Source organism: Pseudomonas putida, from assembly GCF_003228315.1.
Taxonomy (GTDB): domain Bacteria; phylum Pseudomonadota; class Gammaproteobacteria; order Pseudomonadales; family Pseudomonadaceae; genus Aquipseudomonas; species Aquipseudomonas putida_S.
On record NZ_CP029693.1, the window covers coordinates 6,160,881 to 6,184,620 of the forward strand.

The following is a 23,740-nucleotide window of genomic DNA, read 5'->3' on the forward strand; positions in this document are numbered from 1 at the left end:
CCGAGCAACCTGCATGCCTTCATGGGTGTACAGCTGCGATCAGGGCTTTTCGCCCTTGAGCCGGCGCAGATTGATGTCCGCCAGGCAAGTGTCGAGCTCGCCGAGGTGATCGATCACCGAGTGCACGCCAAGGCCAAACAGCTGCATGGTTGCCTTGCCGCGTTTGATGTCCCGCTCTTGGGGCGGTAATGCCTGCCATTGCTCGGGCGAAAGCCCGCACAACGATCCACAGGACGCCAGGCCGATAGTCCACAAGCCGGCGTTCAGTCCCGATTGCAGCAAGCGCGGTTCACCGCTGACCAGCACGCAACCGTCCAGTCGCTCGACGTTCAATGCCATCAACGCCTGCCAGCACGCATTCGGTGCTGGCCAGGGTTGAATTGTTGCGCCGTGTTGCGAAGGTTTGATCCAGTCCGGCAGCGTCACGGCCAGGGATAGGCTGAGGGCAGGGGGCAGTTCGTCGAGCCAGGCGCAGGGGATTTGCTGGCGCTGCAGACTGTTCAGGCTGTCGAGGGCGCCGGGAGTGGCTTCGGCGTGTTCGGCCGAGTGGCTGCCATGCCGGTGCGTGTGCGCGCCGAAATCCACCAGGCAACCACTGAGACCGAACAGTACGGCGGTCAGGCTGGGTGCGTTTTGCGGCAAGGCATCGGCGTGTGGCATGTGAGCGTCCCTGAAATAGCAGGAAGACTAGAGCGTGGCAGTGACAGTAGAGTGACACTAATGTGAATCGCTCACATTTGGTTTGAATCCTTTCGGGCGAAGTTTGTGCAATATGCCTGAAAGCTGTTTCCGACTTATACTTGCCAGCTTGATGCCGGGCCAGGCGCCCGCGCCAGTACAACCCAAGGAGTTTTTTATGCGCTGGACCCACCCTCTAGCCCGCTTTTGTGTATGCGCCAGCGCATTGCTGGTTCCGTTTGTTGCCCAGGCAGCCTCGGAAGACGACCCTTGGGAAAGCATCAACCGTCCGATCTACCAGTTCAACGATGTGGTCGATACTTATGCACTGAAGCCTCTGGCGCAGGGCTATCAGTACGTGACCCCGCAGTTCCTCGAGGACGGGATCCACAACATGTTCCGCAACGTCGGTGACGTGACCAACCTCGTCAACGATCTCCTCCAGGCCAAACCTGCGGCGGCCGGTGTCGACACCGCACGTTTGATCTTCAACACCACCTTCGGCCTGCTGGGCTTCTTCGACGTGGGTACCAAAATGGGCCTGCAACGCAATGACGAAGACTTCGGCCAGACACTCGGTTACTGGGGCGTGAGCAGCGGTCCATACGTGATGCTGCCGTTGCTGGGCCCAAGCACCTTGCGCGATGCACCTTCGAAACTCGTCGACAGCTACACCGGCCCGTACCCGTACATCAACGATGTTCCGGCGCGTAACTCGATCTTCGGCCTGAACATTGTCGATACCCGCGCCAACCTGCTGTCTTCCGAGAAGCTGATCACCGGCGACAAGTACATCTTCATTCGTAACGCCTACCTGCAGAACCGTGAGTTCAAGGTGAAGGACGGTCAGGTCGAAGACGATTTCTGATCCTCTGTAGGAGCGAGCATGCTCGCGATGAACTCAAGTGCGCCGCGTTCTTCCAGCAAGGCCGCGGAGTCGTTGAAAATCATCGCGAGCTTGCTCGCTCCTACAGGTTTAACCTTCCATTGAGTTTCGCTTTGGAAGGTTCTTATAACTCCCGGTGATTTCAACGATGGGCACCTCAAAGCGACCATCGGTGTGAGCTTGAAACGCCTCGCGGATGGGAGTACCGTCTGCGCCTTAGAAGGGCACCTCTGGTGTAACTGTGTGTAGGGCAAATGCTCGAAGGCAGTGAGACAGAGAGGCTAGAAAGCGAATCCAGTAGTGTGAGCCGGGCCAAAATCCGAGCCGCTACGCCAACCTAATTCTGGCGCCGTTTGCCCACATGCCAAAAACCAGTGCCACGCTGCTGATAATCGATGATGACGAAGTAGTGCGCGCGAGCCTCGCGGCCTATTTGGAAGACAGTGGTTTCAGCGTCTTGCAGGCCAGCAATGGCCAGCAGGGTCTTCAGGTATTCGAGCAAGACAAGCCCGACTTGGTCATCTGCGATCTGCGCATGCCGCAGATGGGTGGGCTCGAACTCATTCGCCAGGTGACCGAATTGTCGCCGCAAACACCGGTGATCGTGGTCTCGGGTGCCGGCGTGATGAACGACGCGGTCGAAGCGCTGCGCCTGGGTGCGGCGGATTACCTGATCAAGCCTCTCGAAGATCTGGCTGTGCTTGAGCATTCCGTGCGTCGAGCCCTGGATCGTGCGCGTCTGCTGGTGGAAAACCAGCGTTACCGCGAGAAGCTGGAAAAGGCCAACCGCGAGCTCGCCGCCAGCCTGAACCTGCTCCAGGAAGACCAGAATGCCGGTCGACAGGTGCAGATGAACATGCTGCCGGGCAGCCCGTGGGCCATCGACGATTTCAAGTTTGCTCACCAGATCATCCCGTCGCTGTATCTGTCGGGTGATTTCGTTGACTATTTCCGGGTCGACGAGCGCCGGGTTGCGTTCTATCTGGCGGACGTTTCCGGTCATGGCGCCTCTTCAGCCTTTGTTACCGTGCTGCTGAAGTTCATGACCACGCGGCTGTTGTTCGAGTCCAAGCGCAGCGGTACGTTGCCGGAATTCAAGCCTTCAGAGGTTCTTGGTCATATCAACCGGGGCCTGATCAGTTGTAAGCTGGGTAAACACGTCACAATGGTCGGTGGAGTCATCGACGAGGAGACAGGTTTGTTGACCTATAGCATCGGCGGTCATTTGCCGTTGCCTGTGTTGTACACACCCGACAGTGTTCGTTATCTGGAAGGGCGTGGCTTGCCGGTGGGCCTCTTCAATGAAGCCACCTACGAAGACCACGTGCTGGAGCTGCCGCCGACGTTCAGCCTGACGCTGATGTCTGATGGCATTCTGGACCTTTTGCCAGAACCCACACTCAAAGAAAAAGAAGCTGCGTTGCCCCAACGGGTCAAGGCAGCGGGCGGCAGCCTGGATGGCCTGCGGCAGGTTTTTGGATTGGCCACGCTAGGGGAGATGCCGGATGATATCGCCCTGTTGGTGTTGAGCAGGAATCTTTAATGAGTACCGGTAGAATCCAGTTCGCCGAGCAGGATGGCACCTTCGTCCTGAAGTTCGTCGGTGAAGTTCGCCTGACCCTGTGTTCGGCGTTGGATGCGACTATTGAGAAAATCTTCACCGCGATGAATTTCAACGCGATCGTGATCGATTTGACCGAAACCCGCAGCATCGACAGCACGACCCTGGGCCTTCTGGCCAAGTTGTCGATCCTGTCGAGGCAGAAAGTCGGCCTGCTGCCGACGGTCGTCACCACCCACGAAGACATCACCCGGCTGTTGCAGTCGATGGGCTTCGAGCAGGTGTTCAACATCGTCAACAAGCCAATTCCGTGCCCGGAATGCCTGGACGACCTGCCTGATCAGGACCAGTCCGAAGAGGTCGTGCGGATCAAGGTGCTGGAAGCGCACAAGATCCTCATGGGTCTGAACGATTCCAACCGGGAAGCGTTCCATGACCTGGTGAATGCGCTGGAGCGGCATTGATTTCATAACCGACCACGCAAAAAAAAAGGGCGAACCTGTGAGGGTTCGCCCTTTTTGCATTTCAGCCCCTCAGATCACAGCTTGGCCTGCAGCAGTGCCTCAAGCTTCTCCTGATCCCGGGCAAACTGACGGATCCCTTCAGCCAGTTTCTCGGTCGCCATGGCGTCCTCGTTGGACAACCAGCGGAACTGCGCTTCGTTGAGGTTCAGACGCGCTTCGCCCGCGTGGCCCGGCGCCAGTTTGCGCTCGAGCTTGCCAGTGTCGGCAGCCAGTTTGTCGATCAGGTCCGGGCTGATGGTCAGGCGGTCGCAACCGGCCAGTTGCTCGATCTGGCTCAGGTTACGGAAGCTGGCACCCATCACCACGGTCTTGTAGTCGTTGGCCTTGTAGTAGTTGTAGATGCGCGTCACCGACTGCACGCCCGGATCGTCCGCACCGGTGTACTCGTTACCGGTGGCTTTCTTGTACCAGTCGTAGATGCGACCCACGAACGGCGAAATCAGGAACACGCCAGCGTCGGCACAGGCAGCGGCCTGGGCGAAGGAGAACAACAGGGTCAGGTTGGTCTGGATGCCTTCCTTTTCCAGGATCTCGGCGGCGCGGATGCCTTCCCAAGTCGAGGCGATCTTGATCAGCACGCGGTCACGGCCAATGCCGGCTTTTTCGTACAACTCGATCAGACGGTGCGCACGCTTGAGGACAGCGTCAGTGTCGAACGACAGGCGCGCATCCACTTCAGTGGAGATGCGACCGGGAATCACCTTGAGGATTTCCTGCCCCACCGCGACGCCAAAACGGTCGCTGGCCAGACCGACATCACCCTTGCAGTCACTGACACAGGCATTGAGCAGATCGGCATAGGCGGGGATGGCCGCAGCCTTGAGCAACAGGGAAGGGTTGGTGGTGGCATCCACCGGTTTAACGCGGGCGATTGCTTCGAAGTCACCGGTGTCGGCAACCACGGTGGTGAATTGCTTGAGTTGTTCCAGCTTGGAAGTCATGAGCGTGCTCTGTCCTATGGGTCTGATGACATTACCCGAGCGCTGACAGCCGCTCAAGGGCACATACGTGTATAGACGGTCCCGGCGGCAACATCCTGAAAACGGCTGTTTGAAAGGCGGGGCTCATATCGGTAATTAAGATCCCGAAACCGCTCGCAGGTTCAAATCAACTGACCGCCAGCCGCCTTAATGCCTTGGGTCCTATGGCGGATTCAACTCGCTCCTGACCGTCAGTTTGGCCGGTTTCGGTTGACCATCGGAGGTCAGCAACCCGAAGTTCTTCTCCCGATCGTCACTGCCCGAATCGCTGTTTTTCCATTCATATATCGATGCCAGGGCAATGTTCTGCCTTTTCACGTCGGCAATGAACGCACCGATCTTGCTGGCCTGTCCGTCCGCGCCGCCATTGGACACCAGCGCCGACACGCCCCATTCACTGATGACCCCTGGAATATGGAAGTTCTGCGCAATGAAGGCCTGGGCATTGCTGATCTGCGTGCTGGTCATGCCATAGGGGTGATAGGAGACGGCACTCAGGCATTTGGGGTAGGCGCTGACGATCTTGTTCAGCGCCACCGTCGATGCAGAGCCGGCAGTGGGTGGCCGGGCGAAGCCAAAGCCGACCACTGGTGTTGCCGGCGGTTTCTGCTGCAGCGAATTGCACACCGCGCTCATGAAAGGAACAAACGTGGTGTCGAAACTCCCGGTGGGCCAGTAAGTACCCAGATCCGGCTCATTCCAGATCTCGATGGCCACCAGCTGCGATCCGTAGGATTTCTCCAGGCTCATTACCGAACCGGCGAAGTTTTCCCCGGCGGTAGTTAACTCACCGGTATTGCCGGGCGCGGTGGTCAAGGCCTTGGTCGAACGCACTGTCAGCAATACCGGCAAGCCGGCGGATCGGGCGGCGGCAAAGGCATCGCTCACCTGCTTCTGATAGGCCGAACCACCCAGGCTGTTGGTCCAGACGCCAAAGCGCACGAACCCGAACCCCTGCGCCTTGATGTCCTCGGCGTCGGCGGGGGTGAAGTTCTGGATCTTGACCTGGACACCGATGGTCTTGTTGGCGGGCAGCGCTGCAAACAACTCGCTGGCGTGGGCCTGACCGGCCGCACCGAGTATCAGCAGGGCGGAAAGTGTCAGTGGTTTGAAATGTACCGAATTCATGTCTGTTCTCCTCATGAGAAGTGACATCAGTCATTAGTTGTCCCGTTACTTTGAATTCGATGATGGTTAAGGCCTTAAGTGCACGAATGTTATTTTTTGTCGGATAACTAACGTTAGGAAACTGGCGTTATTTTTGGTCCGGCAATTCTGGTTGGGTGGCTTTCCGGGGCTGTGGTACTTAATGCACCTGTACTTGCAGGGTGAATCTATTTCTGAGTGCAGGAAGGTCTGGCGGGTTCATATAAATCCGCCAGGCGCATTGGCCGATCGGCATTACACGGGAAAGTTACCTTGTTCAAAAAGATTCTTGTCGTTTGCGTGGGCAATATTTGCCGAAGTCCGACGGCAGAACTGTTGCTGCGCAACGCACTGACCACTTCATCGATCAGCGTGACCTCCGCCGGCCTGGCCGCCAGGGTCGGCGAAGCCATGGAGCCGTCTGCGCGGCAGGTCCTGGAGGATCGCGGGCACAGCGCCGAAGCCTTCAAGGCGCGGCAGATTACTTCTGACATCGTTAATGAGTCAGACCTGATTCTGGTCATGGAAAAAGAGCATGTAAAACAAGTGCTGAAGATTGCATCACACGCGCGGGGCAAGGTGTTTCTGCTCGGCAAATGGCAGAACGAACGAGAAATACAAGACCCTTATCGTCAAGGAAAAGCAGCGTTTATTCATGCCCATGCATTGATTGAAGATTCTGTTAGCTCATGGGCGCAGCGCCTCGGACATTGATCAATATTCTTCAGACCCATGAATGGTAAGAACAGACTTATGCAGTTACCGTCAGTCATCAGCACCCGCGATAACGAGCAAGACAATATTGATCTTCTCGGTATATTCGGCACTTTAATTGACCAGAAATGGTTAATCGGCGCATTCACCGGTGCCTTCATGGCGACCGGTGTCGCCTATGCGATTTTGTCGACGCCGGTGTATCAGGCGAACGCACTGGTTCAGGTCGAACCGAAAAAGAACGACATGCTCGGCTTTTCCGATCTGAGCAGCATGCTCGGTGGGCAATCGCCGTCGGTGACCGAGATCGGCATCATCAAGTCCCGCGCCATCATCGGCAAAACCGTCGATGACCTGCGCCTGGACATCGACGTCACACCCAACTCTTTCCCTGTGATCGGCAGCTTTCTCGCTCGCCGTTTCCGTGGGGATACCCCGCAGAGCGTCGCGGCGCCTCGCTTTGGCTTGAACAGCTACGCCTGGGGCGGTGAGCGACTGGAGTTCAACCGGCTCAACCTGCCCAATGAGTTGCTGGGCAAGAAGCTCACGCTGGTGGCCGGCGAGCAGCAACGTTTCCAGCTTTTCGATGACAACGACAACCTGCTGATCGAAGGCGTTGCCGGTAGTGCATTTGCCCAGGACCGGGTCGAGGGGCTGATCTCCCAACTGCAGGCTAACCCTGGCACTCGCTTCGAAGTGGTGCGCAACCCGCGCATCGTGACCATCCAGAACTACCAGGACGGGCTGGATATTTCCGAGCAGGGCAAGGAGTCCGGCATCATCCGCCTGGCCCTGGCCAGCACCGACGCGGCGGAAGCCGTGAGCATCCTCAATAAGATCTCGTCGCTGTATGTACAGCAGAACGTGCAACGCACGTCCGCCGAAGCGGCGCAGAGCCTGGACTTCCTGCAAGGCCAGCTGCCGCAGGTCAAGCGTGACCTGGCCAAGGCCAGCGAAGCCCTCAACGGCTACCAGACGCGCGGCAAGACGGTAAACATTTCCCTTGAAACCCAATCGGTGCTGGAACAGATCGTCAGCCTGGACACGCGCATTTCCGAGCTGAAAATGCAGCAGGCCGAGTTGGACCGCAAATTCACCAAACAGCATCCGGCGTATCGCGCGCTGATGACCCAGATCGGCGAATTGACCCAGCAACAGAAGGCGCTGGAGAGCAAGTCCCAGAACCTGCCGTCGACGCAGCAGGAACTGCTGAACCTGACCCGCGATGTGGAAGTGGCGTCGCAGATCTACACCCAGTTGCTGAACAAGTCCCAGGAACTGGACATCGTCAGGGCAGGGGCGGTGGGCAATGCGCGGTTGATCGACACCGCGGATGTCGACATGACCAATCCGGTCAAGCCGCGCAAGGCGCTGATCGTGTTGATCGCGACCTTCCTTGGGGCGTTCCTCGGCGTGGCGCTGGTGCTGCTGCGCAAATCCCTGAGCCGCGGACTGGAAGGACCGGAAGCCATCGAACAACTGGGGCTGCCGGTCTATGCGTCGATTCCCTACAGCACGCTGCAACAGGAAGAAGACAGCAAGAAAGTCCGCGTGCGCAGTGAAGCCGAGAAGCAGGCCTATCTGTTGGCCTTGCGCAATCCGACGGATCTTTCCATCGAATCGATCCGCAGCCTGCGCACCTGCCTGCACTTCGCGGCGCTGGATTCGACCAACAACCGCATCATGATTTCCGGTCCCAGTCCTCAGGTCGGTAAAACCTTCGTTTCCTCAAACCTCGCCGCCGTCATGGCGCAAAGCGGACAGCGGGTGGTGTTGATCGATGCCGACATGCGCAAGGGACATCTGCACAAGACCCTGAATACGCCAATCAACAATGGCCTGTCGGACCTGCTGGTCAAGCGCTGCACCATCGACCAGGCGATCAATACCGTCGAAGTCGAGAACCTGCATTTCATCAGTCGTGGACAGGTCCCGCCCAATCCGTCGGAGCTGTTGATGCACGCCAACTTCCGCGAGCTGATGGCCGAACTCAGTGAGCGCTATGACGTGGTGATCATCGACACGCCGCCACTGCTGGCGGTGACGGATGCCGCGATCGTCGGCCGTGAAGCAGGGATCAGTCTGATCGTCACCCGCTTCGCGGTGAACCCCGCCAAAGAGATCGAACTGACCATTCGACGTTTTGCCCAGAACGGCATCGAGTTGAAGGGCGCCGTGTTCAACGGCGTCGAGAAGCGTGCCGCCAGTTACTACGGCAACGGTGGCTACGGCTATTACAGCTACGAATACGCGTCGGACAAATCCTGAGTGTCAGCGACTGTCTTTACATGCATGGAAGTGGGTGGGTTGTGAAAAAAATACTGCACGTAGCCGAAACGATAAAAGGTGGTGTCGCCACGGTTATCCGCACGATATCGGCCCCGCCGGAAGGCGATGCATCGAACTATGAACTGATCTATCTGATCCCGTACGACCAGCGCAAGGAGTTGCATGGCATCGATGAGCAGCAGATCAGAACCTTCGATCGGACCCGGCGGGATGTGCTGTCGCTGCTGCGCTTTGCCTGGCAACTGGCCCGGGTGGTGCTCAAGGAAAAACCCCAGGTGGTGCATTTGCACAGCACCTTTTCCGGGGTGATCGGCCGTTGCGTGTGCCTGGTCCTGCGGCCTTGGCGCGCACCGAAAATCGTCTATTGCCCCCACGCCTTTTCGTTCCTGATGGAAAGCTCGCCGGCCAAGCAGAAGGTCTATTCGCTGATTGAGCGCGTGTTGCAGAAGGTCACGGACGTGATCATCTGCGTCAGCCAGTACGAGATGGACAAGGCCGCGGCGTTCGGTATCGATCGCCATCGCATGAAGCTCATCTACAACGGCATTCATCACAAGGACGAGCAGCAGAAGGTCGATGAACAGAAGCCGATTCATCTGCTGTTTGTGGGGCGGCTGGACTACCAGAAAGGTTTTGATGTGTTGCTCAAGGCCTACGCCAAGGTTCAGCGCAGCGATTTGAAACTGACGGTGGTGGGCAGTGCGGTCAACGAGGAATTCGTCGAGCGGCCTGAGATGGACTCGGTGGAATACCTGCCCTGGGTCACGCCGACGGAGGTCAATGCGCTGTACCAGAAGGCCGATGCCCTGATTGTCCCCAGTCGCTGGGAAGGCTTCGCCATGGTGCCTCTGGAAGGCATGGCCATGGGGCTGCCGGTGATTGCCAGCGATTGCACCTCGTTGCCGGAGTTGGTCAGCCATGGGGTGACGGGCTACGTGTTCCCCACCGGCGATCATCAGGCACTGGCCGATGTGCTGGTGAACATTCAGAAGCCCAAGTTGCAGGGCCTTGGCGCCGAAGGCCGCAAGACCGTCCGCGAGCGTTTCAGTGCCGCGTTGATGATCCGGCAAACCTATGACGTGTACTCCGCTCAAACCTATTAAGTAGACAACAGCTCATGAACGTAACGATTTTGCATGGCTACAGCGCATCCAACTCCGGCGACGGCCTGCTCGTGGATCTGGCCATTGCCCTGGTGCAACGCAATTTTGGTGAAGACACCACGATCAACGTCGTGGCCTCGGACCCCGAGTCATTCAGTTACTTGCCCCACCCGTGTCATGACGCGCCGGTGATGGCGGCCAAGGGATTGGGACGGATCAAACAGGCGGTGTTCCTCAACCAGTCGTACGCGGGACTGGCGGATCTGCTCAAGAGCACTGACTTGATCGTCGGGGTCGGTGGCGGCTACATGCGCTCCAAAAGCGCCTTCGAACATATCAAGTTGAAACTGGGGCATGCCAAGCAATTGGAAACGGCGATCCTCAGCAAGGTCCCGTCGGTTTACCTGCCGCAAAGCATCGGCCCGTTCCATGGCCAGGGCCGCCAGATCGTCGAGCATTACGCCAGTGCCGACGCGGTATTCGTGCGGGATAACCGCTCTTCGGCGATGTTCCAGGCTTATGAAAACGTCTATCGCGCGCCCGACCTGGCAGTCCAGGCGCTGGCCGCGAAAATCCTCATGCAGCCCAAGTTCACCCGCTGTGCGTCGTCGCCTGCGGTGGTGTGCGTGGTGCTGCGCAAGCCGCCGGAGTGGAGCAAGGAGAAGAAGGTCGCCTACGTGGCCAACCTCAAGCTGCTGCTGCAGCGGCTGAAGAACAAGAGCAAGGTGGTTTGCGCGGTGCAGGCCGCCGTGCGGGGCAACGACGACGGTGCGTTTTATCGGGAGCTGGGCATTACCGAAGACTTGCTGCCGTTGAAGGCGGCCCTGGCCAAACATCAACCGGACCTGGTGATTTCCGTCAGGTTGCACGGCGCTATCGAATCGCTGCTGGCGGGTGTCCCGGCGTTCCATATCAGCTATGAGCGCAAAGGCTTTGGCGCCTATCAGGACATGGGCGTGGAAGACTGGGTGATCAACGGCGGCGACATCGATGTCGACACCATCATCAACACGGTCTACGCGCCGAACGCTTTGTCCGGTTTTGGCAAGCGCCTGACCGACACCTGCCGCGAGATCGAAGCCAAGTCAGTGATGATGGACGACATCATCAAGGGAATCGTTCGATGATATTTCGCCTGTTGCTCCGGGGCGGTGCCCTGGGCGCAAAGTTTCTGCTGGTGTTGGCCATCACCCATTACCTGGGGTATGACGCCCTGGGTTTTTACGGCGTGGTGGTGGCCGCGTCGCTGATTGCGTCGAAGTTCTACAGCGTCGGTTTCAGCTCCGAAATCAATCGGCTGATCAGCGTCGGGCTCAGCTCACGTCGGGTCGTCGACAAGGTGCTGCTGCTGTATCTGGCTGTGGGGCTGGTGTTGTCGGTGGCGACGGTGGCGATCTATTCGTTGTTCCAGGACGTGCAGGCGAGTGTCGCGCTGATTCTCTGCGTGACGCTGGTGTTGCTCACCGAGCATCTGTCGTTCGAGATCAACTCCTTCGTGTTCTCCGCGCAGAAAGCCACCTGGGGCGCGCTGCTGTTTTTCATCAAGACCGGGCTTTGGGCATTGCTCGCGGTGGGCGGGCTGATGCTCGGCCAGGTGTCGGCGATCGACACGGTGCTGTGGTTGTGGGTGGCGGCCAACGGGGTGGTGATGGTGGCCGGTTACCTGATCGTCGCCCGGCTGCATCAGGGCAGGGCGAAGAGTGAGCTGGGCGCGACATCGGTGTGGAAGGCCGGCCTGCCGTTTTACCTGGGCACCGGCCTGATTGCCTTGAGTCAGTACGTCGAGCGGTTCCTGATTATCGACCTCGAACCCTATGCCAGCCTGGGTAAATACGTGTACGCCTGGTCGGCGGCCAATACCTTGCAGGCCTTGTCTTACGCGGTGGTGGCGGTGGTGGGCATTCCGGTGTTGTCCAAGCGTTTCCAGCGTGACCAGCAGGCGTTCACGGTCCGGCAACTGTTCGTCAATCAGTGGGTCATGCGCTCGCTGATGGTGTCGGCGGCGGTGGCGGTGCTGATTTATCTGTTCTTCAACGTCGCCCTGGATTACGTCGCGGCAACGGTGCCGCGTCCGGATAACGCGATCCTCGGTGTGCTGATTGTTTCCTTCGCCCTGCGCGCTGTCGGCGACATCGTCTGGGGCGGGCTGATCGCCTCGAAAAACAGCCGGGTATCGGTCGCCAGCGCAGCCATCTGTCTGCTGGTATCGACACCGGTCAGCTATCTGTTGATCAAGCACCACTCGATTTATGGCGCCGCCTGGGGCAACGTCTTCGCGATCTGCGTGCAGCTCGGCGTGATCGCCCTGTTGACCCGTGCACCTCGTGCGAAAGGGGCCCTGGCATGGGATTGAAACTGCCCAGCATCGAGTTTCGCGGTCGCAAACTCGATTCGTCGCTGTCGTTCCTGATTCTGTTCACCGGCCTGTTCCTGTCGGTGGCCATGCCGCTGCTGATCTCCCGGGATCCGGGCCCGGACGCCATGACCTTGTGGTCGTCCTACGCCCGTGCCGACAACTGCAACTTCTGGAATCCCTTCTCGCCGGATCGTTCGTCCTACGAGTGTTCGGCATTCCTCCTGCGGCCCACCGGCATCAATTTGACCAACGCCTGGGCCTACGGGATGTTCTGCAATTTCTTCCTGACGGCGATCCCGGTTTTCATCTTCCGGCGTATGCCGCTGACGATCTTCCTGACCCTGTGTCTGTGGGGCGTGGTGCGCTCGTTCTTCCTGGAAAACCTGACCAAGGAAATCATCGTGTCGGTGGCGGTCCTGTCGATCCTGCTGACGTCTTATTCCAGTCGATACCGTGTGGGGTTTTTCCTGTCCGCGCTGATTTACGGCGTGCTGATCCGACCCTACTGGATCCTGTTTTCCCTGGCCTGGGTCGGGGTCTGCGTGATGAAGAAGTACGTCTCGCGGGTGACCTTCTTCCTGATGCTGTTCCTGTTCTACCTGGCGATCGCCACGGCGATTCAATTGGCGCTTGGTTACTCGGTGTCGTCGATTCGCGCCAGCAACAACGAACTGCGCACGGCGGGGGAGGAGGGTTCGAAGTCGTTGATCGTGTCCTGGATCAACGGCGGGGATTTCGTTTCCCAGGCGCTGGACTCGCTGGTGATCTTCTTCCGGCTGTCGTTTCCCGTGGAGCTGATCATGCTGTCCGGTCCCGGCCAGGTGATCTTCGTGTCGTTGATGATCATGACCGCGTTGTTGCTGTTCAAGGTGATCACCTCGACCGACTACAAGGGCGTGCCGATCCAGACCAAGGCCAAGGAACTGATCGCGATTCCCCTGTCTTTTTTGCTGGTCCAGGGTTTGTTCGAACCGGACTTCGGTTCGTTCGCCCGGCATTTTTCCATGGTGGTGCCGGTGCTGTTCGTCGGGTTGGGCTTGATGCTGCGTGCCCGCAAACCCGTGTTGGTTGAATCAAGAATTCCTAACCTGGAAACCTGAGTCGAGGCGTGTGTTTTATGTCGAGCAAGAAAAAATCCCTGGAGATCGAAACCCTGCGCGGCCTGGCGTGCCTGCTGCTGGTGCTCTATCACGTGATCGGTCCGCTGGGCGGCGGCTTGAAAATTGACCTGGGTTCGCCGTTCCGGGTAATCGCCGATTCCATGGTGTACGTGCGCATGCCGTTGTTCACCTTTATCTCGGGCTACATCTATTCCATCTACAAAATCCGCAACAACGACTTCCAGGGCTTTTTTGCCGGCAAGGTCCGGCGGCTGCTGGTGCCGCTGTTTTGCGTGGGCGTGCCGTTTTCGGTGCTGCAGGCGGTCGGCCCCGGCGTGAACAAGGACGTGGGGGTGATCGAGGCGTTGCTGTCGTTCTACGTGCCGGTCAATCACTTCTGGTTCCTGCAGGCGGTGTTCATCATTTTCATGTTCGTCGGCCTACTGCAATGGCGTGGCCTGCTGAACGGGATGACGCGTTTGTACCTGCTGTTCGGGTTTGCCTCGGTGATGTTTCTGCTGCCGCCATTCCCGGTGGATGCGTTCGGCATCAACGGCGCGGTCTACCTGCTGCCGTTCTTCGTGGCCGGGATGATCGGCCAGGAAAAGGTCGATGCGTTGAAGCAGTCGTTCAAGGTGGCCGGCCCGCTGGTGTTCGTGTTGATCGCGCTGGTGCTGTTGTACGTGGCGGCGGTGGATCGTGAGTTGATCGTCGATCGGCGCAGCCTGATCGGTCTGGTGGTGGGCTGCGTGTCGTGCATTGCGCTGCTGTCGAGTGACGTGCGCTCGAAAGGGCTGACCTGGCTCGGTGGGTATTCCTACGCGATCTTTCTGTTTCATGTGCTGTTCGCCGCCACGTCGCGCTTTGTACTCGGACGTTTGGGAGTGAAGGACGAAAGCCTGCTGGTGTTGGGTGGCCTGCTGTGCGGGTTACTGGGGCCGGTGCTGCTGTCGATGGTGTTCAGTCGGTTCAACTTCACCTCCGTGCTGTTTCTGGGGGAGCGCGCAGCGGCGAAGAAACCCCGGGAAACCGTTATCCCCGTGCCGCAGGTTCGATAAGCCATGTATGCCGTGGATGATGCGCAGCCTGTAGCCGCTTCGGTGATAGAGGTGGGCGCGGTTAACGAACGCTTTGCGAAGTGGCGCGAGGGCAAGGCGGGGAAGGTGCTGGCGATCTCGGTGATCGGTGACAGCTACAGCGCCGGGCAGGATTTTTACCTGAACAGGCTGGTCCAGCGCCTGGCCGGCGAGGCGGGTTTCGCCGGGCCGGGTTATGTCGGGTTCAACCATGGCGCGGCGCTCGGCGGCAGCCACTTCAAGTTCACCCGCAGCAGTGAAAAGTACTTCGGTGGCGATTGGCGAGTGTCCGGCCTCGGCCAGGCGAGCCCCGACAGTCGCACGGTGACGGGGCGGCCCGGCGCGTGGCTGGAGGTGGACGCCAGTCCGGGCAAGACCATCGATACGAGCATCGCTGCAGCGAAACTGCTGTTCCTGGGTGACGGCACCTCCAGTGAGGTGCGTTATCGCTGGTCGCCGTCACAGCCATGGCAATCGTTGACCCTCACGGGGACGGGTGTTCAGGACATCCCGTTGACCGGTGTAACCCATGCAGCGGATTGGGCGTTCAGGCTCGAAGTGGTGACCGGTGCGCCAACGCTGTTCGGTGTGTGGCTGAGCAACGATCAGGGCGGGGTCAGGGTCTCCAAGCTCGCGGCGTCCGGTGCGGCGTCCGCTGACTTCTATCACCGCGATGGCCGGTGGCAGGCGCAGTGGAAAACAGTGGTGTCGAAGATCCCCGCGGACATTTACCTGATCATGCTCGGTGGCAATGACCAGGGTTTTGGCGTGAAGCCCGAACAGTATCTGCAGAACATTCAGGGGCTGGTGGGGATGGTGCGCGAGATACAACCGGCGGCCAGCATCAATCTGATCCTGCGTCAGGACACCACCCGTTCCAGTGCCTACCCGATGTCGGCCTATGCACAGGTCTTGCAGCCGTGGGCACGGGCGGAGCATCTGGGGTACGCCAATCTGCAATGTGCGTTTGGCGCGGACTTCAAGCGCTACGCCAAAGGCGGGCCCAACCCCATGATCGGTCCCGACAACATCCATCCGATCCCGGAGACGGGCGGGCGGGTGATTGCTGATTATCTTTATCGAATGATCACTGAAGACTCACCGCTGGACTGTAGGAGCGAGCCTGCTCGCGATGGTCGTGAACGATAACGCGGGCAGCCAGTTACCCAGCGGCGCCCTCGGGTTTTTCGCGAGCAGGCTCGCTCCTACAGGGCGCTGTGGGCCGTTTCGAATAACTCCAGTTGATTGAGAAGCTCCGCCGTTCTCAACGGCATCAACTGCAAGTCACACCGGGTTTCCACATTGATGATGATCGCAGGCGTGTTGCAGCACAGGCGCACCCGGAATCGCCAGTCGCTGAAAATCACTTTCAGTCCGTCGCGGTCATCGATCTCCAGGGCCTGCCCGCCATATAGATCTTTCAGGTGAGCGAGCAGGGGATAAGGGTCGGGCATCGGTCGACGAATGTCCCCGGACGAGGGGAACACGCCAATCTGCTCCACCAGCAAAGGAGCGCCCAGCCAGGGTTCGTTGGCGCTGGGCAGCGTCTGGTGTCGTGACAACCAGCTCATCACCCCGAGGTTGCCCACCTCCCGTTCAATGTCTGCCGAATGTTGTGCAATGTTCATGGTGGCCTGCCTGAAGGGAAGAGTGGGCGTTGGTCGAGGGTGAAGCGGGCCGGTCAGCGGCCCTTGAGGTACAGGTTGTCGTAGCAGAAATTGGTCGCCTGCAGGTACCCCTCCGCGTCGCCGCAATCGAAGCGCAGACCCTTGAACTTGTAAGCCAGCACGCAGCCGTTTTGCGCCTGTTTCATCAGGGCGTCGGTGATCTGGATTTCCCCGCCCTTGCCGGGCTGGGTATCAGTGATCAGATCGAAAATGTCCGGCGTCAGGATGTAGCGGCCGATGATTGCCAGATTGGACGGGGCGTCTTGCGGGGCGGGTTTTTCCACCATGCTGTTGACCCGGTAGATGCCGTCGGAGATCTGCTCGCCGGCGATCACCCCGTACTTGTGAGTCTGGTCCCGTGGCACTTCCTGGATGGCCACGATCGAGCAGCGGAATTTCTTGTAGAGCTGGATCATTTGCGCGAGCACACCGTCACCTTCCAGGTTCAGGCACAGATCGTCCGCCAGCACCACGGCGAAGGGTTCATCGCCGATCAGCGGGCGACCGCTGAGAATCGCGTGGCCCAGGCCCTTCATTTCGATCTGGCGGGTGTAGGAGAAGGTGCAGGTGTCGATGAGCTCGCGGGTGCCGGCGAGGAATTTCTCCTTCTCGGTACCGCGGATCTGATGCTCAAGCTCATAGCTGATATCGAAATGGTCTTCCAGCGCGCGTTTGCCCCGCCCGGTGACGATCGCCATGTGCTCCAGACCCGCGTCCCGCGCTTCTTCGACGGCGTACTCAATCAGCGGCTTGTTGACGATTGGCAGCATCTCCTTGGGCATGGCCTTGGTGGCCGGCAGGAAACGCGTGCCATAGCCGGCAGCGGGGAACAAACATTTACGAATCATAAAAATATCCCGGGTAGTCATGACACACAGCCAGGTGTGCGCAATAACAAGTGATTGCAAGTTGCAATGATGGTTGAAGGCTTACTTTAATACCCGAGGCGGCCAGTTGATGGCAAATGGCAATGTATGCAAAACAGCGGAATGTTATTAGATGTCGACTTGTTAGTTGTTAGTTATTTTTAGTCGGTATCTGTTGATAGTGGTGTTTGCTTTCGAGTGCTAATAAGTAACCGCTAATACAGTTTGGCCTGCAAAAATATTTATTGCCAGTCGCTGAACTAAATTTGTTTTCGGTTGTTGTCGCCCCTGTTTGTGAGGCCTGGTTCTCACATTCAATAAAGAGGGCTTGACGCACTACTTGGCATTTCTCCCACTATGGACCGCGCTATGAAGATTCTGGTAACCGGTGGAACCGGCTATATCGGTTCGCATACCACACTTGCATTGCTTGAAGCAGGTTATGAAGTTGTTGTACTGGATAATCTTTGCAATAGCTCCGACGCCGCGCTGCATGCAGTGGAAGCCATTTGCGGCAAGAGTGCGCTGATGATTCACGGCGACGTGTGCGACCGGGCCTTGCTGGACCGGATTTTCCAGCAGCACGCCATCGATGCGGTCCTGCATTTTGCCGGGCTCAAGGCCGTCGGCGAGAGCGTGCGCAAGCCGCTGGAGTATTACGAAACCAACGTGGGCGGCAGCATTACGCTGTGCCAGGCGATGGCCGCCGCCGGCGTGTTCCACCTGGTGTTCAGTTCATCGGCCACAGTGTACGGCGAGCCTGAACAGATGCCGATTCGCGAGGATTTCCCCACGGGCACGCCGACCAATCCCTACGGTCAATCCAAATTGATCGTGGAAAACGTGCTGCGCGACCTGGCGCAATCCGAACCGCGCTGGAGCATCGCACTGCTGCGTTACTTCAACCCGATCGGCGCCCATGACAGCGGCCGAATGGGTGAGGACCCCAACGGTATTCCCAATAACCTGGTGCCCTACATCAGCCAGGTCGCGGTGGGCAGCCTGCAGGAGTTGTCGATTTTCGGCGATGACTACCCCACGGTCGACGGCACCGGCGTGCGTGATTACATCCATGTAGTGGATCTGGCAGACGGGCACCTCAAGGCGTTGCAATCGATAGCCGGGCGCACCGGGATTCACACCTGGAACCTGGGCACCGGCGATGGCTACAGCGTGATGCAGGTGCTGCGCGCCTTCGAACAGGCATGCGGGCGGCCGGTGCCTTACCGGGTCATGCCGCGGCGCTCGGGGGATATCGCCGAGAGTTGGGCCGACCCGTCCAAGGCGGCCCGGGAGCTGGGCTGGAAGGCGACACGCAATCTGCAGGACATGGTGGCCGACACCTGGCGCTGGCAATCGAACAACCCCAGGGGTTATGCCGGTTGATGTCAATTTCATGACCAATAACCGTCATTTTGAAGAATGTTATTTCCGGTCAGGATGTTAGATATCGTCGGGAAAATAGACTGGAATTGCCACTTGCAAGTCCGTAGATATAAACCTCGCCGTTCGACATTTAGCTGTCAGGTAAAACTGTGAATGAACAACGGCCCTGTTCGTAATGTTTGCGAACTTGATCTCTCACCTCCAGCGGACTTCCGGTTTGTTGTCCGGATCAATGTTGGAAAGGAGTTGATATGAAGAAAGTGATGGCAATTGCCCTGTTGACGATGTTGAGCAACTGGGCAGCCGCAGTAGAGGCGCCACTAACGGCTGCCACCAATGTATTGGGTAACGTGGCGGCGACTCAAGCCACTGCAGCCAGTACTGTAATGGTGGCCAGTGCGATAGCGGCGTCCAACAGTGGTGGCAGTGCCAACGGCGGTACCACCGGTACCACAGGTACTACGGGTACAACCGGCACGCACAACTAAGTGTAAAAACTGCACGTGTAGTACAAGGTCGCCCGACGCAAGTCGGGTGACTTTGTTTTTAGAGTTACCCTTGAATAGCGTAGTGCCATTATGACTCGTAGTGTTTATCTTTTGACGTTGGCAAGTTTCGCTTTACAAGGTTGCATGTTTTCTCCCGGTCAATACCTGAACACCAGCGATATCACGCGCCAGGGTGCCAGTGAAAGCAGCCGGGTGGAGCTCATCCCGATCACCCCCAAGCTGATTTCGATGGACCGCGCCACGGTCAAGCGTGAGACGCTGCCGGCCGAGTTGCTGACGGCGCCGAGCGAATATCGCATCGGCCGCAATGACGTGCTGTACATCACCGTGTGGGATCACCCGGAGCTGACGGCACCGTCGGGCGCGCAACAGCAGATCGACGCCAACGGCCGACTGGTGCGTTCCGATGGCACGCTGTTCTACCCGTACATCAAGGAAGTCCAGGCGGCGGGCCGGACGATCCAGCAACTGCGCGCGGACATCGAGCAACGGCTGTCGGCCTTCATTGCCGAGCCGCAGGTGGATGTCGCCGTATTGCGGTTCGCCAGTCAGAAAGTGGTGGTCTCCGGTGCGGTCGAGAAGGCCGGTCCCCAGGCGATTTCCACCAACCCGCTGAGCGTGGTCGAAGCCCTCGGTTCCGCCGGGGTCGACACATCGAATGCGGATCTGTCCGGCTTGCTGCTGATGCGCAACGGGCGGGTGTACAAGCTCAATCTCGACGGGCTCAACCAGTCGGATTCCGAACTGCAGAACGTCTACCTCAAGGGTGGCGATCAGCTGTATCTGCCGTACAACGACAACAAGCGCATCTACGTCATGGGCGAGGTCAACCAGCCGCGCGCGCTGAGCTTCAAGACCGCCACCATGAACCTGTCCGACGTGCTGGGTTCGGTGGGTGGGTTGAGCCAGACCACCTCCAACGGCAATGCGGTGTACGTCATTCGTGGCGTGGAAAACCTCGACGTGGAACCGGCCAAGGTCTTCCAGCTTGAAGCCGAATCGCCGACCGCCATGGCCCTGGCCACGCACTTTCAGGTTCGTCCACAGGATGTTGTCTACGTCGGCCCTGCCAACGTGACGCGCTGGAATCGCTTTGTCAGCCAATTGGTGCCGTCGGCCTCGATTGTCGGTACGGGCGCTTCGGCTGCGAAGAACGCGAGCGAAGTCACCAGTAACAGCAAATAAGGCCGGGTCTGACAGTGAGTACGTTGAAAACAGGCGTCTGCTTGATCGCGGCCTTGTCGTTGTGTGGCTGTAACCCGCTGATGGTCGCCTCGGTGAATAACCTGCAATCGGCGCTGTTGGGGCCGGATGAAGTGGAGGTCTCGGCGGCGCAGGTGGCGGACGTTCGTTATCCGCAACTCAAGCTGACCACGCCATCCGGCTCCGGGGTGCTGGCGCTGGTGCGTGAACGTGGCGACCTGCAGTTCTGGGTGGCCTCCGGCAAACAGGTGTTGCTCCTGCGCGACGGACTTGCGGTGCGCAGCATCGGCCTGGGCCTGGGCGGTGACCTGGACGGCACGCGCCTGGCCACGGCGTCGCCCTTCAAGCAAGGCCTGCATCGATTGCCCGACGGCTACACCAGCCAGCGCTGGATCGATCTCTATCAAGGCCAGGAAGTCGGCGTGACCCTGAGCAGCCGCTTCTTTCGAAAATCCCTGGAAACCCTCGAAATTCTCAACAAGGAATACACCGTGCTACGTGTCGATGAGCAGATTGACGCCCCGGCCATCGGCCTGCGGGCGACCAATCGTTATTGGGTCGATCCCGTTGACGGTTTCATTGTGCAGAGCGAGCAACAACTGACTTCGCAACTGCGGGTCAAGATTGTGCAACTGACCCCTGAACGCAGGACCGCGCCTTGAAGCGGGTCAGGGCGTTTTCGGCGTGCCTGCTGTTGATCAGCGGCCTGAGCCAGGCCGCGGTCACCGTCACCGGCGATGTGGCCAATCCGGGGCCGGTCGAGCTGCCAGCGGGCGGCCGCTTGCTGGACGTGATCAGCGTGGCCATCCCCAATGCCGAAAGTTACTGGCTGGCGGCAGAGTTGCAGCGTCAGTCACTGATCGAGGAGCAGGAGCGACTCAAGGCCGGCGTGTTGTTCGACCTGCAGGTCTTGCAGCGCATGGCTTTGCTCTTCGACAGGCCGAGCCGGGCGGCGCTGGCGGTGCGGCTGGCCGGGGAGGTCAGCCAGATGCCGGTCACCGGACGTCAGGTCGCGGTGCTCGACCCGGTCGCGGTGGAGGTCGGCTTTGCCCGCAACATGCGCCTGGACGATGGCGATCGCCTCACTTACCCCAAGCGCGTCGATGAGGTGCAAGTGCTCGGTGCTGTCGCCGAGCCGTGCCGTTTGCCCTATGTGCCCATGCAGGACGCCAGTGACTATCTGCAAGGCTGCGCGACGCTGGACGATGCCGACGCCGACTACCTGTGGCTGATCCAGCCCAATGGCGTCTCCCGACGTGTCGGCATCGCCGCGTGGAATCGCGAGAGCGGGCAGATCCCTGCCGCGGGCAGCAAGATCCTGGTGCCGGTCAAGACAGACGATCTTGATCCGCCTGTTCCTGAACTGAATCAGCAGTTGGCCGAATTCATTGCCACGCAGCTGGCTGAGGTGGTTCGTTGAATTTACGTGTTGCAGCGGTGTTGTTATTGCCCTGTGGTCTGGCCTATGCCGAACCACGTATTACCCAAAATGACTTCGGTGGCGCCGGCCTGTTGCAGACCCCGACGGCGCGCATGGCACCCGACGGCGAGTTGAGCCTGAACGCCAACCGGACCGATCCCTACAGCCGTTACAGCGTCTCGCTGCAGCCCTTCGAATGGCTGGAAGGTTCGTTTCGCTACACCGCCATCACCAACCGCCCGTATGGCCCCGAGTCGCTGAGCGGCAACCAGAGCTATAAGGACAAGGCGGTCGATATCAAGGCCCGGCTCTGGCAGGAAACCCATTGGGCGCCCGAGCTGGCGCTGGGCTTCCGAGACATCGGTGGTACGGGCCTGTTCGCCAGTGAATTCCTGGTGGCCAACAAGCGCTATGAGAATCTCGATTTCAGCGCCGGCATTGCCTGGGGTTACCTGGGTAATCGTGGCGACTTCGACAACCCGCTGGGCGAGCTCGACGATCGCTTCAAGACCCGGCCGGCCAGTGAAGGCACCGGTGACGTCAACGCCGGCTCATATTTTCGTGGCAGTCCTTCGTTCTTCGGCGGTGTCAGCTACCAGACGCCCTGGGATCGGTTGAGCCTGAAACTCGAATACGAAGGCAACGACTACAAGCACGAGCCCAAGGACAACGTGATCGAGCAGGACTCGCCGATCAACCTCGGCGCGGTGTTCAAGCTGACCGATTCGGTGGACCTCAGCGCGGCGTGGGAACGTGGCAACACGGCGATGTTCGGCATCACTTTTCACACCAACTTCGTCAGTCGCAAGGCACCGGTGAAAAACTACGATCCTCCGGCCGAACCGCTGCCGGCCAAGGCACCGTCGACACCGACCGATCAGGTCGACTGGGCCGACGTGTCCCGACGCTTGCAGCAAAACGCCGGTTACAAGGTCGAGCGCATCAGCCAGCGTGGCCCCGAGTTGATTGTGTATGGCGAGCAGTCGCGTTATTTCCATTCGGCCAAGGCCGTGGGGCGTGCCAGCCGGATTCTGGACAATAGCGTCAACGACGATATCGACTGGTTCACCGTGGTGAACAAGCGCTACGACCTGCCGCTGGAAGAGACCAGCGTGCCTCGGCAGACCTTCCGCGAAGTGATCAACAACGAGGAGCCGCTGCAATCGCTGCACCGCACCACCGAGATCAATGCCGCGATGCCGCACAATGAAAAGACCCTCTACACCCAGGCGCCGCAGAAGTTCGCCTATGGCGTCGGGCTGGGCTTCAAGCAGAACGTTGGTGGCCCGGATGGCTTGCTCTATCAGTTCACCGCCGACGCGGATGCCGAATACCGGTTCACGCCCAATACCTGGTGGAACGGCTTGCTCAGTGCCGACCTTGCGAACAACTTCGACAAGTTCACCTACGACGCGCCGAGCAATCTGCCCCGTGTTCGCACCGACTTGCGCCAGTACCTGACGACTTCCGAAACCACCATGCCGCTGTTCCAGGTGACCCATGCCCAACAGCTGGACAAGGACCTGTACGGCATGGTCTACGGCGGCTATCTGGAATCGATGTTTGCCGGGGTCGGGGGCGAGCTGTTGTTCCGCCCGACGGGCGCGCGCTGGTCGCTGGGGGCGGATCTGAACTACGTGCGTCAGCGTGATTTCGATCAGGGCTTTGGCCTGCGCGATTACTCGGTGTTGACCGGGCACATCACCGGCTACACCGACCTGCCGTACGATACGCTGGCGGCAATCAGCGTCGGGCGCTATCTGGCGGGTGACTGGGGCGGTACGCTGGACATCTCGCGGGAGTTTTCCAACGGCGTACGCTTCGGTGCCTGGGCAACACTCACCACGGTGACCGGTGCCCAGTACGGTGAAGGCAGCTTCGACAAGGGCATTTACCTGTCCATTCCGTTCGACGAACTGATGAGCATGTCGACCATGCGTCGCGCCAACCTGGTCTGGTCACCGCTGACTCGGGACGGTGGTGCAAGGCTCAACCGCAGCTTCCAGCTGCACTCGATGACCGATAGCCGTGATGACGATATGTTCTACCGCAACTTCGAGAAGATCACTGAGTAACGGCTGACCTGTGGGGGCGTACTTGCTCGCGATAGCCAGGGTGACTGACCTGACGCCTTCGCGAGCAAGTTCGCTCCCACAGTGTTTTTGTGCCGATCACAATATCTACGAACGACAAACAACCCCTGTGGGAGCGAGCCTGCTCGCGAAGGCGTAGGCCCAACCGCCGCCGATTTCACTCGATACACATCCCGCCAATGC

General features: G+C 59.2%; 22 protein-coding genes. 17 read left to right on the forward strand and 5 right to left on the reverse strand.

Annotation, left to right across the window (positions count from 1 at the left end; genetic code table 11):
• Positions 1-39 precede the first annotated feature (39 nt).
• A complete protein-coding gene (locus DKY63_RS28775) occupies positions 40-660 on the reverse strand; it encodes an HAD family phosphatase (RefSeq protein WP_110967227.1) in 621 nt (206 codons plus the stop codon).
• Positions 661-856: 196 nt separating this feature from the next.
• Here DKY63_RS28775 and DKY63_RS28780 point away from each other — a divergent pair, with 196 nt between their 5' ends.
• The 3 genes from DKY63_RS28780 (at position 857) to rssC (ending at position 3,589) form a co-directional block, all read left to right on the forward strand.
• Complete coding sequence (locus tag DKY63_RS28780; protein WP_110967228.1) at positions 857-1,546, forward strand: MlaA family lipoprotein; 690 nt, start codon at positions 857-859, stop codon at positions 1,544-1,546.
• Positions 1,547-1,925: 379 nt separating this feature from the next.
• Positions 1,926-3,107: a two-component system response regulator RssB gene (gene rssB / locus DKY63_RS28785; RefSeq protein WP_110967229.1), complete on the forward strand. Its 1,182-nt coding sequence runs from the start codon at positions 1,926-1,928 to the stop codon at positions 3,105-3,107.
• Positions 3,107-3,589, forward strand: a complete 483-nt coding sequence (rssC, locus tag DKY63_RS28790) for an anti-sigma factor antagonist RssC (RefSeq protein ID WP_110967230.1) — start codon at positions 3,107-3,109, stop codon at positions 3,587-3,589. Before rssB ends, rssC begins: the two co-directional genes overlap by 1 nt.
• 74 nt (positions 3,590-3,663) lie before the next feature.
• Here rssC and tal read toward each other — a convergent pair whose 3' ends face one another.
• Positions 3,664-4,590 (reverse strand): transaldolase, encoded by a 927-nt coding sequence (gene tal / locus DKY63_RS28795; protein ID WP_110967231.1) that lies wholly within the window; start codon positions 4,588-4,590, stop codon positions 3,664-3,666.
• A gap of 201 nt (positions 4,591-4,791) precedes the next feature.
• Positions 4,792-5,757 carry a glycosyl hydrolase family 5 gene (locus DKY63_RS28800; RefSeq protein WP_110967232.1) on the reverse strand — a complete coding sequence of 322 codons (966 nt, stop codon included), beginning with the start codon at positions 5,755-5,757 and terminating at the stop codon, positions 4,792-4,794.
• A 291-nt stretch (positions 5,758-6,048) separates the two neighbouring features.
• Here DKY63_RS28800 and DKY63_RS28805 point away from each other — a divergent pair, with 291 nt between their 5' ends.
• The 8 genes from DKY63_RS28805 to DKY63_RS28840 are packed head-to-tail and all read left to right on the forward strand — an operon-like array spanning position 6,049 to position 15,562.
• Positions 6,049-6,489 carry a low molecular weight protein-tyrosine-phosphatase gene (locus DKY63_RS28805; RefSeq protein WP_110967233.1) on the forward strand — a complete coding sequence of 147 codons (441 nt, stop codon included), beginning with the start codon at positions 6,049-6,051 and terminating at the stop codon, positions 6,487-6,489.
• A 39-nt stretch (positions 6,490-6,528) separates the two neighbouring features.
• A complete protein-coding gene (locus DKY63_RS28810; protein WP_110967234.1) occupies positions 6,529-8,757 on the forward strand; it encodes a polysaccharide biosynthesis tyrosine autokinase in 2,229 nt (742 codons plus the stop codon).
• A 41-nt stretch (positions 8,758-8,798) separates the two neighbouring features.
• Complete coding sequence (locus DKY63_RS28815) at positions 8,799-9,881, forward strand: glycosyltransferase (protein WP_110967235.1); 1,083 nt, start codon at positions 8,799-8,801, stop codon at positions 9,879-9,881.
• Positions 9,882-9,895: 14 nt separating this feature from the next.
• A complete protein-coding gene (locus DKY63_RS28820) occupies positions 9,896-11,008 on the forward strand; it encodes a polysaccharide pyruvyl transferase family protein (RefSeq protein ID WP_110967236.1) in 1,113 nt (370 codons plus the stop codon).
• Positions 11,005-12,234 carry a phosphoribosylaminoimidazole carboxylase gene (locus DKY63_RS28825; RefSeq protein ID WP_110967237.1) on the forward strand — a complete coding sequence of 410 codons (1,230 nt, stop codon included), beginning with the start codon at positions 11,005-11,007 and terminating at the stop codon, positions 12,232-12,234. Before DKY63_RS28820 ends, DKY63_RS28825 begins: the two co-directional genes overlap by 4 nt.
• Complete coding sequence (locus DKY63_RS28830; protein ID WP_110967238.1) at positions 12,225-13,337, forward strand: hypothetical protein; 1,113 nt, start codon at positions 12,225-12,227, stop codon at positions 13,335-13,337. The genes DKY63_RS28825 and DKY63_RS28830 overlap by 10 nt, the downstream gene beginning before the upstream one ends.
• A gap of 17 nt (positions 13,338-13,354) precedes the next feature.
• The gene (locus tag DKY63_RS28835) at positions 13,355-14,395 is read left to right on the forward strand and encodes an acyltransferase family protein (RefSeq protein ID WP_110967239.1); all 1,041 of its coding nucleotides are present in this window, start codon (positions 13,355-13,357) and stop codon (positions 14,393-14,395) included.
• A gap of 3 nt (positions 14,396-14,398) precedes the next feature.
• Complete coding sequence (locus tag DKY63_RS28840) at positions 14,399-15,562, forward strand: SGNH/GDSL hydrolase family protein (protein ID WP_110967240.1); 1,164 nt, start codon at positions 14,399-14,401, stop codon at positions 15,560-15,562.
• A gap of 56 nt (positions 15,563-15,618) precedes the next feature.
• Here DKY63_RS28840 and DKY63_RS28845 read toward each other — a convergent pair whose 3' ends face one another.
• Both DKY63_RS28845 and galU read right to left on the reverse strand, forming a co-directional pair.
• Positions 15,619-16,041: a mannose-1-phosphate guanylyltransferase gene (locus DKY63_RS28845; protein WP_110967241.1), complete on the reverse strand. Its 423-nt coding sequence runs from the start codon at positions 16,039-16,041 to the stop codon at positions 15,619-15,621.
• Positions 16,042-16,094: 53 nt separating this feature from the next.
• Positions 16,095-16,928, reverse strand: a complete 834-nt coding sequence (gene galU / locus DKY63_RS28850) for a UTP--glucose-1-phosphate uridylyltransferase GalU (RefSeq protein ID WP_110967242.1) — start codon at positions 16,926-16,928, stop codon at positions 16,095-16,097.
• A gap of 387 nt (positions 16,929-17,315) precedes the next feature.
• On the opposite strand from galU, the gene galE reads away from it, so the two are divergent.
• The 6 genes from galE to DKY63_RS28880 all read left to right on the forward strand — a co-directional run bounded on the left by galE (position 17,316) and on the right by DKY63_RS28880 (position 23,539).
• A complete protein-coding gene (gene galE, locus DKY63_RS28855; RefSeq protein WP_110967243.1) occupies positions 17,316-18,332 on the forward strand; it encodes a UDP-glucose 4-epimerase GalE in 1,017 nt (338 codons plus the stop codon).
• 251 nt (positions 18,333-18,583) lie between these two features.
• Positions 18,584-18,820, forward strand: coding sequence for a hypothetical protein (locus DKY63_RS28860; RefSeq protein WP_110967244.1), 237 nt, complete (start codon positions 18,584-18,586; stop codon positions 18,818-18,820).
• A gap of 90 nt (positions 18,821-18,910) precedes the next feature.
• Positions 18,911-20,026 (forward strand): polysaccharide biosynthesis/export family protein, encoded by a 1,116-nt coding sequence (locus DKY63_RS28865; protein ID WP_204354268.1) that lies wholly within the window; start codon positions 18,911-18,913, stop codon positions 20,024-20,026.
• A gap of 14 nt (positions 20,027-20,040) precedes the next feature.
• Positions 20,041-20,706, forward strand: coding sequence for a YjbF family lipoprotein (locus DKY63_RS28870; RefSeq protein ID WP_110967246.1), 666 nt, complete (start codon positions 20,041-20,043; stop codon positions 20,704-20,706).
• Positions 20,703-21,464, forward strand: coding sequence for a capsule biosynthesis GfcC family protein (locus DKY63_RS28875; RefSeq protein WP_110967247.1), 762 nt, complete (start codon positions 20,703-20,705; stop codon positions 21,462-21,464). The genes DKY63_RS28870 and DKY63_RS28875 overlap by 4 nt, the downstream gene beginning before the upstream one ends.
• A complete protein-coding gene (locus DKY63_RS28880) occupies positions 21,461-23,539 on the forward strand; it encodes a YjbH domain-containing protein (protein ID WP_110967248.1) in 2,079 nt (692 codons plus the stop codon). Before DKY63_RS28875 ends, DKY63_RS28880 begins: the two co-directional genes overlap by 4 nt.
• Positions 23,540-23,740 lie beyond the last annotated feature (201 nt).

Excerpts from the sequence above, each read along its gene's own strand:
- DKY63_RS28775 (WP_110967227.1), bottom strand. The coding sequence starts at position 660 with ATGCCACACGCCGATGCCTTGCCGCAAAACGCACCCAGCCTGACCGCC.
- DKY63_RS28865 (WP_204354268.1), top strand. The coding sequence starts at position 18,911 with ATGACTCGTAGTGTTTATCTTTTGACGTTGGCAAGTTTCGCTTTACAA.
- DKY63_RS28835 (WP_110967239.1), top strand. The coding sequence starts at position 13,355 with ATGTCGAGCAAGAAAAAATCCCTGGAGATCGAAACCCTGCGCGGCCTG.
- DKY63_RS28820 (WP_110967236.1), top strand. The coding sequence starts at position 9,896 with ATGAACGTAACGATTTTGCATGGCTACAGCGCATCCAACTCCGGCGAC.
- DKY63_RS28860 (WP_110967244.1), top strand. The coding sequence starts at position 18,584 with ATGAAGAAAGTGATGGCAATTGCCCTGTTGACGATGTTGAGCAACTGG.
- galU (WP_110967242.1), bottom strand. The coding sequence starts at position 16,928 with ATGATTCGTAAATGTTTGTTCCCCGCTGCCGGCTATGGCACGCGTTTC.
- DKY63_RS28830 (WP_110967238.1), top strand. The coding sequence starts at position 12,225 with ATGGGATTGAAACTGCCCAGCATCGAGTTTCGCGGTCGCAAACTCGAT.
- DKY63_RS28840 (WP_110967240.1), top strand. The coding sequence starts at position 14,399 with ATGTATGCCGTGGATGATGCGCAGCCTGTAGCCGCTTCGGTGATAGAG.
- DKY63_RS28780 (WP_110967228.1), top strand. The coding sequence starts at position 857 with ATGCGCTGGACCCACCCTCTAGCCCGCTTTTGTGTATGCGCCAGCGCA.
- DKY63_RS28810 (WP_110967234.1), top strand. The coding sequence starts at position 6,529 with ATGCAGTTACCGTCAGTCATCAGCACCCGCGATAACGAGCAAGACAAT.
- tal (WP_110967231.1), bottom strand. The coding sequence starts at position 4,590 with ATGACTTCCAAGCTGGAACAACTCAAGCAATTCACCACCGTGGTTGCC.
- DKY63_RS28845 (WP_110967241.1), bottom strand. The coding sequence starts at position 16,041 with ATGAACATTGCACAACATTCGGCAGACATTGAACGGGAGGTGGGCAAC.
- rssC (WP_110967230.1), top strand. The coding sequence starts at position 3,107 with ATGAGTACCGGTAGAATCCAGTTCGCCGAGCAGGATGGCACCTTCGTC.
- DKY63_RS28825 (WP_110967237.1), top strand. The coding sequence starts at position 11,005 with ATGATATTTCGCCTGTTGCTCCGGGGCGGTGCCCTGGGCGCAAAGTTT.
- DKY63_RS28800 (WP_110967232.1), bottom strand. The coding sequence starts at position 5,757 with ATGAATTCGGTACATTTCAAACCACTGACACTTTCCGCCCTGCTGATA.
- rssB (WP_110967229.1), top strand. The coding sequence starts at position 1,926 with ATGCCAAAAACCAGTGCCACGCTGCTGATAATCGATGATGACGAAGTA.
- galE (WP_110967243.1), top strand. The coding sequence starts at position 17,316 with ATGAAGATTCTGGTAACCGGTGGAACCGGCTATATCGGTTCGCATACC.